This window comes from Caballeronia sp. EK (assembly GCF_014384845.1).
Classification (GTDB): domain Bacteria; phylum Pseudomonadota; class Gammaproteobacteria; order Burkholderiales; family Burkholderiaceae; genus Caballeronia; species Caballeronia jiangsuensis.
The window spans coordinates 181,521-194,259 of the sequence record NZ_JACSUE010000008.1; the positions used below are offsets into that span (position 1 = coordinate 181,521).

The window sequence follows — 12,739 nt, forward strand, 5'->3', positions numbered from 1 at the left end:
TCTCCAAATGGAACGACCGCTGCCCGAGAAGCGATCTCGAAGCCAGCGGTCTTTCGACAAGCGTTTGCCGTGTGCGTTTCTGAAAGCGCGGCGATGATCAGGTTTTCGGCAGCGTCACGCCGTGCTGCCCTTGATACTTCCCGCCGCGATCCGCGTACGACGTCTCGCACACTTCATCGCTTTCGAAGAACAGGACTTGGGCGACGCCCTCGTTTGCGTAGATTTTGGCAGGCAAAGGTGTCGTATTCGAGAATTCGAGCGTCACGTAGCCTTCCCATTCCGGCTCGAACGGCGTCACGTTGACGATGATCCCGCAGCGCGCATAGGTCGATTTGCCGAGACACACGGTCAGGCACGAGCGCGGAATGCGGAAATATTCGACCGTGCGGGCGAGCGCGAAAGAATTCGGCGGAATGATGCAGACATCGCCCTTGAAATCGACGAACGATTTCTCGTCGAAATTCTTCGGATCCACGATCGTGGAATTGATGTTCGTGAAGATCTTGAATTCATCGGCGACGCGAATGTCGTAGCCGTAGCTCGACGTACCGTAGCTCACGATCTTGCGGCCGTCCTCGGTCACGCGCACCTGATCGCGCACGAACGGCTCGATCATTCGGTGCTCTTCGGCCATGCGGCGAATCCACTTGTCGGATTTGATGCTCATAGGGAACGCTACTCAACGGTGAACGGCTCGGGTCTCGCGACCATCGCCTGCAGTGAAACGGGGCAAGGTCTCCGGCGGCGATGCGCGCCGCGGGCCAGACGAAAGCGCGTATTTTACGCGATCGGGCGAGCGCGTCGGGCGCGGCGCGAAAGACGCGGCGTCTATCGACGAATCACGCCGCAAGCGAGCGCCGGACCCACGTTGTGCGGCGCGCTCGCGTAAGGGTCCACCGCTTCCCGATGCAGCATGATCGCGCGCGAGATGACCGAGCGCACGCCGTCGAGCGACACCTCGGTCGCGACGATGAAGCCCGTCGCCGCGCCGGTCGCGTCCGCGTGAATATTGCCGAGTTCGCCTTCGACACGCGATGTCGCCCGTCTGCGCTCCGAAGGCAGCGCGAACACCGGGCTCGCATCCTGCTCGTTGACGGCGATGCAGTCGCCGCGTTCGTGCACGGTCAGCGCGTGGTCGCTGTTCGGCGGCATGTCCGTGAGGTTGTAGGAAACCTGCACGCCGTCCGCGCGCTCGATCAACGTGACGGTGCCGCGCGTCGCGTTGCCGGGCGTCGGTTGCAGGACCGCGTCCGCGCGCTTTTCATGATTCTGGAAGATGAGGCCGCAACCGCTCAGCATGACGCTGCAAGCGGCCGTCGCGATCAAGGCGTGAAGCGCCCTCCCGTCGAATCTGTGTCCCATGCGATCCTCTCGGCGGCCCGCCGACGCCCAGTGCGTCCACGCTGCCGCGCATCGAAGGCGACATGATACCGCGAGCCGCATTGCACAAGGCTCGCGCAGATTCGATCGGATATTCGAAATCAGGTGTTCTGCACGACGATGCTCGGGAATTTCGAGGTCATGTCGCGCTGACGCTCGGCGATCGAGATCGCGATGCGCCGCGCAATCGCGCGATACGTCTCGGCGATACGGCTCTCCGGCTGCGATACGACGGTCGGCTGGCCCGCGTCGGTGCGCTCGCGAATGGAGATATCGAGCGGCAAAGACCCAAGAATCTCGACACCATATTCCTTCGCCATGCGCTCGCCGCCGCCCGCCCCGAAGATGTGCTCCTCGTGGCCGCAATTCGAGCAGATATGCGTGCTCATGTTCTCGACGATGCCGAGAATCGGAATGCCGACCTTCTCGAACATCTTCAAGCCCTTCTTCGCGTCGAGCAGCGCGATGTCCTGCGGCGTCGTGACGATCACCGCGCCCGTCACCGGCACCTTCTGCGACAGCGTGAGCTGGATATCGCCCGTGCCCGGCGGCATATCGACGACGAGATAGTCGAGGTCCTTCCAGTTGGTCTGACGCAGCAACTGCTCGAGCGCCGACGTCACCATCGGGCCGCGCCACACCATCGGGTTGTCCTGCTCGATCAGAAAGCCGATCGAATTCGCCTGGATGCCGTGGCCTTCGAGCGGGTTCATCGTCTGGTTGTCGGGCGATTCGGGCCGGCCGGTGATGCCGAGCATCATCGGCAGCGAAGGGCCGTAGATATCCGCGTCGAGCATCCCGACTGACGCGCCCTCCGCCGCGAGCGCGAGCGCGAGATTCGCGGCCGTCGTGCTCTTGCCGACGCCGCCCTTGCCCGACGCCACCGCGATGATGTTCTTGACGTTCGGCAGCAGCTTCACGCCGCGCTGCACCGCGTGCGCGACAACCTGCGACGACACGTCCACGGTCACGTTCGCGACGCCCGGCACCTGACGCAGCGCGTCCTGCACCTGCTCGCGGATCGGGCCGAACTGCGTCTTCGCCGGATAGCCGAGCACGACGCTCACCGCGACGTTCGCGCCATCGACGGATACATTGCGAATGCTCTTCGTATCGACGAACTTGCGGTTGGTATTGGGATCGGTCAGTGTGGCGAGTGCGGTGTCGATCTTCGCGCGGTCAATGCTCATCGAAACTCCATGGAACGCTTGTTGCTAAAGCGCTGCGACGCGCAACAACAAACTGAAGAAATTGAAAGTATTTGTTAGCGCCGTTGCGCGTGACGCGCGGGCACTGCACTATCCCGCTGCAAAATCTTTCCGGGGACGCATCGCATCGGGCAGCCGGGCGCCTTTCTCATTATTGTAGAGGCTCGACCGGAGGCTCGTCCGAAGACCCTTTCGCACTGTCGGCGCTTCTTGCGCCGAAACGCTTGTCGATTCAAGGAGATTAATATGAACACCAAATTCTTCACCCGTCTGTCCGTGTTCGCGGTGGCAGGCGCGCTCGTCGCAGGCTGCGCATCGCAGCAAGGCACCAACACGGCGGTCGGCACGGGCGTTGGCGCCGCGACCGGCGCAGGCATCGGCGCGATTTTCGGCGGCGGCAAGGGCGCGGCGATCGGCGCAGCCACGGGCGCGGCGGTGGGCGGCATCACCGGCTACAACTGGCAGTCGATCAAGAACAAGATTTCCGGCGACTCGAAGGGCACGGGCACGCAAGTGACCGAGCAGCAGGACGGCTCGCTCAAGGTGAACATTCCCAACTCGATTTCGTTCGATACGAACAGCTACGCGATCAAGCCGTCGTTCGATCCGGTGCTGAACTCCGTCACGCAAACGATGCAGCAGCATCCGGAGCTGATCGCGAGCGTCGTCGGCCATACGGACAACACCGGCCAGGCGGCTTACAACCAGACGCTGTCGCAGAACCGCGCGCAGAGCGTGGCGTCGTACATCGCGACGCACGGCGTTCCGGCGCAGCGTCTGGCGGCGTCGGGCATGGGCCAGAATCAGCCGATCGCGGACAACTCGACGGAAGCGGGCCGCGCGCAGAATCGCCGCGTGGAAATCTATCTGCGCGCCACCGCGCAGCCGGGTCAGGTGCAGTAAAGCAATTGATTTGAAAGGAGAATGCGCCGTCGCGAAGGCGGCGATCAGCGCACGGATTTCGCGGCGTTCAGTCGTCTGAAAAAAATTTGAAACTTGGACGCAGTGCCGCTGTCTGTCTTTACGGTAGGTGGATGGCGATGCCATCACCTGCCATTCTCCTCTTGTCGTTGTTGCTCCGGGGCCCGATTGGACCCCGGTTTTTTTTGGGCGCGTGAATCGCGATCGGGGCGATCCGGCTCACGCCAGCGAGATTTTCAGGCGCTTGCCCAATGAAAGAAACGCGGCTTCGATCGCTTCTAGCTTCGACGAATGACGCGGGTCGAGAAGGCGGTCGACCTGCGGCATGTGGACGTTGAGCCGCCGGGCAAGTTCGGACTTGCGCACGCCCTGGCGGAGCATTTCGTTCTGAAGCAGCACCTTCGAAACGACCAGCGCGGGTAAGGTAACGACCGGTTGACCCTTCTTCGGTTTCGACGGCATCGGCACTTCGCGCTTTTCGTCGAAGTAGGCTTCGATGACGGTTTCGAGCGCATCGAGCGCGTTCAAGAGCGCCTCGCCTTCGTCCTCTCCCGCTGAAAGGGCTTCCGGAATATCTGGAAACGTGACGAGATAGCTGTTGTTTGTATCGAGCTCCAGATTGACTGGATAAGACAGCATGGTGTTGAGCTCTCCAAAGAAGCTGAAAGCGAAATATACGACGCCAATGTTGTACTTTGCTAAGCGCAAAATGCAACTTTTTCGTTGTATTTCGTAGTTGCACACAAGCAGCCAACCACGCCTCGAATCCAGCCTTCCACCTCTGCCCCGCGCGCCCTCTCCCCCCGCCCTGCTAAAATCAAAATCCGCTTTTTCCCAACCCCCAGCACTCCCACACGGGCCGCGCCTTTATGTCAGCACCGATTTCAGCCACTGCCACCGCCGCGCCTGCCGCCTCCGTCAATGAAAGCGGCCGCCGCCAGATCCTCGTCACGTCCGCGTTGCCGTACGCGAACGGTCAGATTCATATCGGCCATATGGTCGAGTACATTCAGACGGATATCTGGGTTCGGTCGCTGCGAATGCATGGCCATGAGGTCTACTACGTCGGCGCGGACGACACCCACGGCACGCCGATCATGCTGCGCGCCGAAAAGGAAGGCATCACGCCGAAAGCGCTGATCGAGCGCGTGTGGAAAGAGCACAAGCGTGACTTCGACAGCTTCGGCATCTCGTTCGACAACTACTACTCGACAGATGCCGAGGAAAACCGCGCCCTCTGCAACACGATCTACGGCTCGCTTCAGCAAGCGGGGCTGATCGAGGCGCGCGACATCGAGCAGGCGTACGATCCGGTCAAGGAAATGTTTCTGCCGGACCGCTTCATCAAGGGCCAGTGCCCGAAGTGCGGCGCGAAAGATCAATACGGCGACAACTGCGAAGTCTGCGGCTCGACCTATCAGCCGACCGAGCTCATCAACCCGTACTCGGTCGTGTCGGGCGCGACGCCCATCCGCAAGACGTCCACGCACTACTTCTTCAAGCTCTCCGATCCGCGCTGCGAGAATTTCCTGCGCGGCTGGGTGAGCGGCCTCGCGCAGCCCGAAGCCACCAACAAGATGCGCGAATGGCTCGGCGACAAGGGCGAAGCCAAGCTCGCCGACTGGGACATCTCGCGCGACTCGCCCTACTTCGGCTTCGAGATTCCGGGCGCGCCGGGCAAGTACTTCTACGTCTGGGTCGATGCGCCCGTCGGCTATTACGCGAGCTTCAAGCATCTCGCGGATCGCATCGGCGTGAATTTCGACGAGTGGGTGAAGCCCGGCGCGAAGGCCGAGCAGTACCATTTCATCGGCAAGGACATTCTGTATTTCCACACGCTCTTCTGGCCGGCGATGCTCGAATTCTCCGGCCATCGCACGCCGACCAACGTATTCGCGCACGGCTTTCTGACCGTCGACGGCGCGAAGATGTCGAAGTCGCGCGGCACCTTCATCACCGCGCAGAGCGTGATCGACACGGGTCTCAACCCCGAGTGGCTGCGCTACTACTTCGCGGCGAAGCTCAATAGCACGATGGAAGACATCGACCTGAACCTCGAAGACTTCCAGGCGCGCGTGAACAGCGATCTCGTCGGCAAATACGTGAATATCGCGAGCCGCGCGGCGGGTTTTCTCATCAAGCGCTTCGATGGCCGCGTGCAGGACAGCGCGATGCATCATCCGCTCGTCACGCAATTGCGCTCGGCGATTCCGCAGATCGCGGGCTTCTACGAATCGCGCGAATATGGCCGCGCGTTGCGCACGACGATGGAACTCGCCGACGCCGTCAACGCTTACGTCGATACCTCGAAGCCGTGGGATCAGGCGAAGGACCCGGCGAATGCCGTCGCGCTGCATGAGACGTGCAGCGTGAGCCTCGAAGCGTTCCGTCTGCTGTCGCTCGCACTGAAGCCGGTGCTGCCGAAGCTGGCGGAATCGGTCGAAGCGTTCCTCGGCATCGCGCCGCTCGTCTGGGCCGATGCCGCGAAGCCGCTGTCGTCGGCCAATGCGATCAACGCGTACAAGCATCTGACGACGCGCGTCGATCCGAAACAGATCGAGGCCTTGCTGGCCGCGAATCGCGAATCGCTCGCGCCGGCCGCCGAAACGGTCGCGGCCGCTCCGGCCAAGACCGTCGCGAAAAAGCAGGAAGAACCGGGCGTCATCTCCATCGACGATTTCGCGAAGGTCGATCTGCGCATTGCGAAGATCGTTGATTGCAAGGCGGTCGAAGGCTCCGACAAGCTGCTGCAACTGACGCTCGATGTCGGCGAGGACAAGACGCGCAACGTGTTCTCGGGCATCAAGTCGGCGTATCAGCCGCAGGATCTGATCGGCAAGCTCACCGTGATGGTCGTGAACCTCGCGCCGCGCAAGATGAAGTTCGGGCTGTCGGAAGGCATGGTGCTGGCGGCTTCGGCGACGGATGAGAAGGCCGAACCGGGGCTGTACATTCTCGAGCCGCATAGCGGCGCGAAACCGGGCATGCGGGTGAAGTAAGAAGGTTCGAAGAACTGAAAAAGGGCACGCGATTCGCGTGCCCTTTTTCGTTGAAGCGCGCGTGAGTTCAGTCCGGATCCGGCGTGGAAGAATCCGCCGCCGACGCGCCCGACGCCCCCGACGCGGAATCCGCCGCGGACGCCCGCGCAGCCGACGAAGACGACGCCCACAGTCGCGCCCACGAATTGAATCGCCGCGTATAGGACAGATCGACGCCCTGATAGGTCCCGCCATACGCCGTCACGGCCCAGAACCGCGACAGGTTCAGCGTCGCCTTGACCGCGTTGCCCGCCGATTGCAGCCCCTGCTCATAGCCGATCACGAGCCGCTCGTTGATCGCCTTCGACAGCAACACGACTTGCGGATCGGTCAGGCCCACTTCGCTCGAACCGACAGTGAATTCGTCCAGCCCGACGGTCTGCGCGATCTTCGCGCCGCCCTTGCTGCCGAGCAGCGCAAGCGCGCTCGTCATCGCGCTCTGCTGGCCGACGTTGTTGCCCTGATCCGTGCCGTGCCCGAACAGGAGCCACGAGAGCTTTTCGTTGTCGGGCACGCTCGGCTCGGAGATCAGCTTGGCGACCGGCGCCTGCACGGTGCCCGTCACCTGAACGCCCGCTTCGACTTCCTGATTGCGCCGCATCGCGAGAATGTTGATGCCCGGATTCGCCACCGGCCCGTTGAACGTGAAGTAGCCGTTCTCGATGTTCAGCTTGCGCCCGAAGGCCGAGTACGACGAGCCCGGCGTCGTCACGCGCACGTTGCCGACGGCGCGCAGCGGCATGTTCGGCGCGCTCATCGCCGTGATGGTGCCGGCGAGCCCGAGATCCGCGCCCGCGCCCTTGAAGCGGAAGCGATCGCCCAGATTGATCGCGATATTGGCGCGCGGCGTGAACGGCCCGACCGGCTTCTCTGTCGCCGCCGTGATCGGCTGATTGCCGCCCTTGATCGTGCCGTCGGGGCGCTCGATCACGACATCGTCGCCGAGCGAGGGCGCGGAGGATTCCGGCAGATCGATGAGCGCGTGATCGACGGTGAACTTGCCGTCGATCGCCATGCCGCCCTGCAGCCCCGCGTTGGCGATGGTGGCGCTGCCCGACAGCATCAGCTCGCGGTCCGGCGACGCGAACAGCTCCAGCTTGTCCGCGATGATGCTCGCGGTCAGATCGGGCTGCTGCTGGTCGAGCCGCACCTTGCCGGTCGCGCGCAGCGTGCCGCTCGCGCCGTGGAACTCCACCTTCTGAAGATCGACGAGATTCTCGGACAGCGCGATCCGAATGATGCCGTCCTTCAGCTGCACGCCCTGATCGACGACCGTCGCGGAGAGGTTGTCGCCGGTGAGCGAGCCCGACAGATTCGGTTTCGCGACGATCCCCGCGATCACGAGCTTGAGCGCGATCTTCCCGCCCAGCAGATAGTTCGCGCCGAGCATCCCGCCCGTCGTGCGCAGTTCGGGAACGTTCGCGTCGATGCCGCCGGTGAGCGGCGCGTTGTCGTCGAGGGCGAGCATGCCGTCGCGATCGACGAGCGTCGTGTGCACGTTCGCGTCGATCACGCCGATACGGCTCGCCTGCGCATGCAGCGACGCGTTCAGGCGATTGCCGCCGGTGAAGTCCACGCGCGCGGCGATATCCGAAATGCCGAGCGCGGAGAGGCCGCGCGTGCCGTCGATCGTCACGTCGCCGCCGCGCCGCTTGATCTGCGCGTAGCCCGTCGCGGTCGCGCCGAGCGAGAAGTTCCAGTCGCCGTCGAAGACGAGATCGGTGCGGATCGGCGGCTCCGCGCCCGTCAGTTCCTGGCGTACTTCGAGCAGATGCGGCACGGAGAGATTCGTGAGCGTGCCCGCCGATTGCAGACGGCCGTTTTCCATCGCGAACGACTTGAGATTCAGCACCGCGCCTTCCGCGACGAGGCGCGTCGCGCCGAGCACGAGGCGCTTCGGACCATAGCTCACCGTCAGCGGCGATTCGAGATTCAGCGACGGCGTGCCCTTGTTCGACAGCTTCGTGATCGAGCCGTCCCAGTGCGGGCCGTCGGGCGCGTCGGTGAACTTGCCCGCCGCGCCGAGCGCAAGGTTCACCGGCTGGCCGCGCACCTTGCCGGTCGCGGTGACGTCGAGCGTGTGATGCGCGCGCGTGCCGTTCAGATTCGCGTCGAGGTTGGCGATTTCGACGTCCTCCGTGCTCGCGTCGCGTGCCTTCAGCGTGAAGACGAGCGCACCGTTCGCGCCATCGCGAATATCCGCGCGGCCTTCCGCATGGCCGACGCGGTTCGCGCCGAACACGACGCCATCGGCCTGATAGTTCGCCGCGATATTCGGATGCGCGATCGAGCCGGTCACATCGCCATCCGCCTTGGCCGTGCCCGTGATGCCGAAGCCGAGCCGTTCGAGCGCGGGCGCATCGACCTTGAAGCGCAGGCGGTCGCCGGGCGCGCCGAAGCTGCCGTTCAGATCGACGTTGTTGCCCGCCACCGACAGCGACGCCTTGCTCGGCAACAGCCGCGTGCCCGCGACCTGCACCGTGCCCTCGCCCGTCATCGGCAAGTTGTCGTACATGCTGTCGTTGAGCTTGAACGTCGCCTTCGTCGTAAGGGTGGGCGCGAGCTGGCCCGATGCGGCGAGCGTGCCGTTCACGCGGGCTTCGATCACGCGCGCCGGCGCGGCAGGCTTCTTCGGCGCACCTTTCTTCGCGGGCGCGGGCTTCTGCGCGATCAACTGCTGTTGCAAAAGCAGCGGATTGAAGTCGACGATTTTCGCCTTCAGGTCGTAGCTCGAATTGGCGTCCTTCTTGAGCGCGCCGTTGAGTTCGACGCGACCCTTGCCGACCGTGAGCTTCACGTCATCGAGCGTGGTTTGCTTCGGATCGAGCTTCACTTTGGCCTGCGCGCGGATCGCCGCTTTCGGATCGTTGAGATCGGCGGTGATGGTCTGCGTGTCGCCCGCGAGCACGATGCCGACCGGCCCGGCGAAATCCGTCGGGCGCAGCGTCGGTTCGATCGCGTTCAGGTCGAGCTTCGCGATCTTCAGGTCGAACTTGCCCTTGCCGCCCGCGAGCGCGCCGCCGCCCGTCACGGTCGCGTTCTTCAAGAGCCGCACGTTGAGGTCGGTGATGCTTTGCTCGGACGCGTCGAGCCGCACGTTCGCGCGCGCGTCGATGAGCGGCAGCAGCTTCTTGTCGATGGAACCGGGCTTCGCGTTGACGATCGACACCGGCCCGCTCACGACGAACGCCTTCGGGTCCGTGCCTTCGACCGGCTTCACCTCGGCGCGCACGGCCAGATCGGCCTCGGGCGCGCCCGGGCTGAATGCCTGCGGATTCACGTGATCGAAGGTGACGAGCGCGGATTTGAGCGGCACGTCGGCGAAGGGCAACGCCTCGACATGCGCGCGGCCGTTGAGCTTCATGCCGCTCGCGTCGACGTCGGCGATCAGGTCTTCCAGCGCGCCGGAAAGCCGCGCGCTCACGTTCACCGTTTCGCCGTTGACCTTGCCGGCATAACCCGCGTCGCCGGAGAGCGGAAACGGACGCGCGCCGCCATCGAGTTTCAGCGACGCCGTCACCGAGCCGAACGGCGTGTCGAGGCGCTGAACCGTCGCCTGGTGATGCTGACCGTCGCTGTGGCCGTTGAACAGCAGCCGCGAGAATTCGGTGGTGGTCGTGCCCTGATGCAGACGCAGCTTCTCGACGGAGAGATCGTTGATCGCAAGTTGAATCGGAATGCGCAGGTCCTTCGGCAGTTCCGTCTTCTTGCTCGGTTCGTTCGACGGCGCGATGCGGGCGTCGACCGTCCCGATGTGCAGATAGTCGATCGTGAAGCGCAGCGGCTCGCGCGTGAGCGCCCAGCGGCCCGACACGCTGTCGACCGCGATGTCCGTGCCCTTGCCGTCCTTCCAGTGCACGTCGCGCAGTTGCATGCCGGTCGCGATCGCGCCGCCGTCGAGCTTGCCGGTCAGTTGTCCCTTGAGGAGCGAGGTCGCCGCGTCCCACGCGTAGCGCGTGCCGCGTTCGGTGGTCAGCACGAAGAACACGCCGCCGACCGCGAGCGCGGCGATCAGCACGACGACGAGCACGAGCGCACCGATCCAGCGCGCAAGCCGCCGCCAGCCGCTCTTGCGCGGCGGCGTCTTCTTCGCGCCGCCGTCGTCGCCGCTGCCTTCGTTGCCGGGCGGCGGGGCTTCGGCGTCCGCTTGCTTCGTCGGGTCCGTCATGCCGGTTCGCTTTCCTTCATCGTTCGCACGCGCATCAGAACGCGATGCCGAGCGTCAGATACGGCTTGATGCTCTTGTTCTTGAATCCATACGCCAGGTCGACGTTCACCGGGCCGACCGGGCTGCGCCAGCGCGCACCGACGCCGACGCCCGGCTGGAACACGCGCTCGCTCCAGGTGTCGGTCGCGGTGCCGATGTCGAAGAACACCGCGCCGCCCCAGTCGTGCGTGAACCAGTGTTGATATTCGCTGCTGCCCGTCACCATGTACTTGGTCGGCAAGACCGAGCCCGCGACGTTGTTGCCGATACCCAGATAGCTATAGCCGCGCACCGAGTTCGCGCCACCCGCGCGAAACAGCAGCGACGCGGGCACGCCGCTCGACGGCCCGCTCGTGAACACGCCGCCGAACTCCGCGCGAAACACGAGCAAATCGTTCTTGCCGAGCGGCACATATTGCAGCGCGTTGGTGTAGAGGCGCGCGAACGTCTGATCGGTCATCACGCCCTTGACGGCGAATCCCGCCTCCGCGCGGATGATGTTGCCGCGGCGCGGGAACAGCGGATCGTCGACGTCGCGGCGCACCCAGCTCCATGCGGGCACGAGCGCGCGCGCCGTCGACGGATTCGGCTCGTTTTGCGTCAGGCGATCGTCGTAGAAGGTCAGCGAAAACGTCGTGTCGATGTTCTGACGCGAGCGCGAACGCTGCACGCCGACGCGCGCGCTGTAGATGTTCGTGTCGGACACATCGGTGATCGTGTAGGAGCCGAATACCGCGTTCACCCAGCCGTGCGAATCCGGCGGCATCGCCAGTTGCACGCGGCCGTACTGCTGCGTCTGGTCGAGCCGGCCGGAAATCGTGAACGGATACGCCTTGCCGAAGGTATCGAGATAGCTGTACGCGCCCTGGATGTGAAAACCGGTGTCCGTCGCGTAACCCACGCCGTAGCGGATGCTGTTGTACGGATACTCGCTCACCTTCACATGTAGCGGCGTTTCGACCGGCTTGCTGACGTCGTTATCGACATCGATCGCCACGCTCGCGTAGTACGGCGTGTTCTGGATCTGCCGCTGCAGCTCGTTGATGCGCGCGACGTCGTAGATCTCGCCGTCCTGGATCGGATTCACGTGATCGACGATCCACGCGGGATAGCGCTTCGGCCCGCTCACGTCGAGCTTGCCGAGCGTGAAGGTCGGACCGCTGTCGAAGGTCACGGAGAGATCGGCGAGATGCGCGCGAGGATTGATGCGCGCCTGCGAGCGCACGATCTTCGCGCCGAGATAGCGCTTCGATTGCAGCGCTCTCAGCGCGGCGTTCTTCGCGTCGTCCCAGCCGCCTTGCGTGAACGGATCGCCTTCGCTGACCGAAAAGGCGAAGCGCGCCGCGTTCTCCTGCGCGCGGTCTTCGGTCGTCACCGCGCCGGTGAAATTCAGTTGCACCGAAGCGATCATCGTCCGCGGGCCGGGATCGACGCTCACCTTGACGTTGCGCTTGTCGTCGACGGTCGTGACATCCGTGCGCACGACCGGCGTGAAATAGCCTTCGGTCGCGACGAGATCGCGCACGTCCTTGGGCGTCGCGGTGACGAGGAACTGAAACTGGTCGTCGCTCACGTCGTCGCGCTTGGCGAAGCGGGCGATGTCGAGGTTCTCCTTGAGCAGCTTCTTCACGCTGCGCGGCGCATCGACATCGACCTCGTACTTGGCGAATGCGGGCGTGGCGAGGCCGAACGCGATCAACGCGACGATCAGGGCCGGCCAGCGTCGCACGCGTGGCGGCATCACGCGCAACGCGCGCAGCGGATCAAACGAACGCCCCGCCAAACGTGACCTCCGGCATCGGGATGAGTGGGAATGAAAGGAAAACGTGCAGCCGATGTGCAAGCGGGCGCAGGCGCTATTTCACCACATCGGCGTGCGCCGGCACCGTAAGACGGCCGATCTCGCGCGAGACGTGGGCCTTTTTGACGGCTGTGCGCCTGCCGGGTTCCGCAAAACGTGCACGCGCGTGCGCCTTTCAAGACGC

The 12,739-nt window shown here is 64.1% G+C and carries 8 protein-coding genes; 2 read left to right on the forward strand and 6 right to left on the reverse strand.

Annotated features, from left to right (window positions below):
* Window positions 1–97 precede the first annotated feature (97 nt).
* The 3 genes from dcd to apbC form a co-directional block, all read right to left on the reverse strand.
* Window positions 98–667, reverse strand: coding sequence for a dCTP deaminase (gene dcd, locus IAG25_RS25150; RefSeq protein ID WP_187607264.1), 570 nt, complete (start codon window positions 665–667; stop codon window positions 98–100).
* 161 nt (window positions 668–828) lie between these two features.
* Window positions 829–1,362, reverse strand: coding sequence for a superoxide dismutase family protein (locus IAG25_RS25155; RefSeq protein WP_187607265.1), 534 nt, complete (start codon window positions 1,360–1,362; stop codon window positions 829–831).
* Between the two features lie 119 nt (window positions 1,363–1,481).
* Complete coding sequence (apbC, locus tag IAG25_RS25160) at window positions 1,482–2,570, reverse strand: iron-sulfur cluster carrier protein ApbC (RefSeq protein WP_187607266.1); 1,089 nt, start codon at window positions 2,568–2,570, stop codon at window positions 1,482–1,484.
* Window positions 2,571–2,834: 264 nt separating this feature from the next.
* Between apbC and IAG25_RS25165 the strand changes: the two genes are divergently transcribed.
* Window positions 2,835–3,491, forward strand: a complete 657-nt coding sequence (locus IAG25_RS25165; RefSeq protein WP_035508304.1) for an OmpA family protein — start codon at window positions 2,835–2,837, stop codon at window positions 3,489–3,491.
* A 237-nt stretch (window positions 3,492–3,728) separates the two neighbouring features.
* On the opposite strand, the gene IAG25_RS25170 is transcribed toward IAG25_RS25165, so the two are convergent.
* Window positions 3,729–4,253, reverse strand: a complete 525-nt coding sequence (locus IAG25_RS25170; protein ID WP_309243965.1) for a type II toxin-antitoxin system HicB family antitoxin — start codon at window positions 4,251–4,253, stop codon at window positions 3,729–3,731.
* A gap of 125 nt (window positions 4,254–4,378) precedes the next feature.
* Here IAG25_RS25170 and metG point away from each other — a divergent pair, with 125 nt between their 5' ends.
* Window positions 4,379–6,508, forward strand: a complete 2,130-nt coding sequence (gene metG / locus IAG25_RS25175) for a methionine--tRNA ligase (RefSeq protein ID WP_187607267.1) — start codon at window positions 4,379–4,381, stop codon at window positions 6,506–6,508.
* Window positions 6,509–6,575: 67 nt separating this feature from the next.
* Here the strand turns inward: metG and IAG25_RS25180 are convergent, their stop codons facing one another.
* Both IAG25_RS25180 and IAG25_RS25185 read right to left on the reverse strand, forming a co-directional pair.
* Window positions 6,576–10,715 carry a translocation/assembly module TamB domain-containing protein gene (locus tag IAG25_RS25180; RefSeq protein ID WP_187607268.1) on the reverse strand — a complete coding sequence of 1,380 codons (4,140 nt, stop codon included), beginning with the start codon at window positions 10,713–10,715 and terminating at the stop codon, window positions 6,576–6,578.
* A gap of 34 nt (window positions 10,716–10,749) precedes the next feature.
* Entirely contained in the window at window positions 10,750–12,495 is a 1,746-nt protein-coding gene (locus IAG25_RS25185; protein ID WP_375336539.1) for an autotransporter assembly complex protein TamA, read from the reverse strand.
* Window positions 12,496–12,739: the final 244 nt, after the last annotated feature.

Excerpts from the sequence above, each read along its gene's own strand:
- apbC (WP_187607266.1), bottom strand. The coding sequence starts at position 2,570 with ATGAGCATTGACCGCGCGAAGATCGACACCGCACTCGCCACACTGACC.
- IAG25_RS25185 (WP_375336539.1), bottom strand. The coding sequence starts at position 12,495 with ATGCCGCCACGCGTGCGACGCTGGCCGGCCCTGATCGTCGCGTTGATC.
- IAG25_RS25165 (WP_035508304.1), top strand. The coding sequence starts at position 2,835 with ATGAACACCAAATTCTTCACCCGTCTGTCCGTGTTCGCGGTGGCAGGC.
- IAG25_RS25180 (WP_187607268.1), bottom strand. The coding sequence starts at position 10,715 with ATGACGGACCCGACGAAGCAAGCGGACGCCGAAGCCCCGCCGCCCGGC.
- dcd (WP_187607264.1), bottom strand. The coding sequence starts at position 667 with ATGAGCATCAAATCCGACAAGTGGATTCGCCGCATGGCCGAAGAGCAC.
- metG (WP_187607267.1), top strand. The coding sequence starts at position 4,379 with ATGTCAGCACCGATTTCAGCCACTGCCACCGCCGCGCCTGCCGCCTCC.
- IAG25_RS25155 (WP_187607265.1), bottom strand. The coding sequence starts at position 1,362 with ATGGGACACAGATTCGACGGGAGGGCGCTTCACGCCTTGATCGCGACG.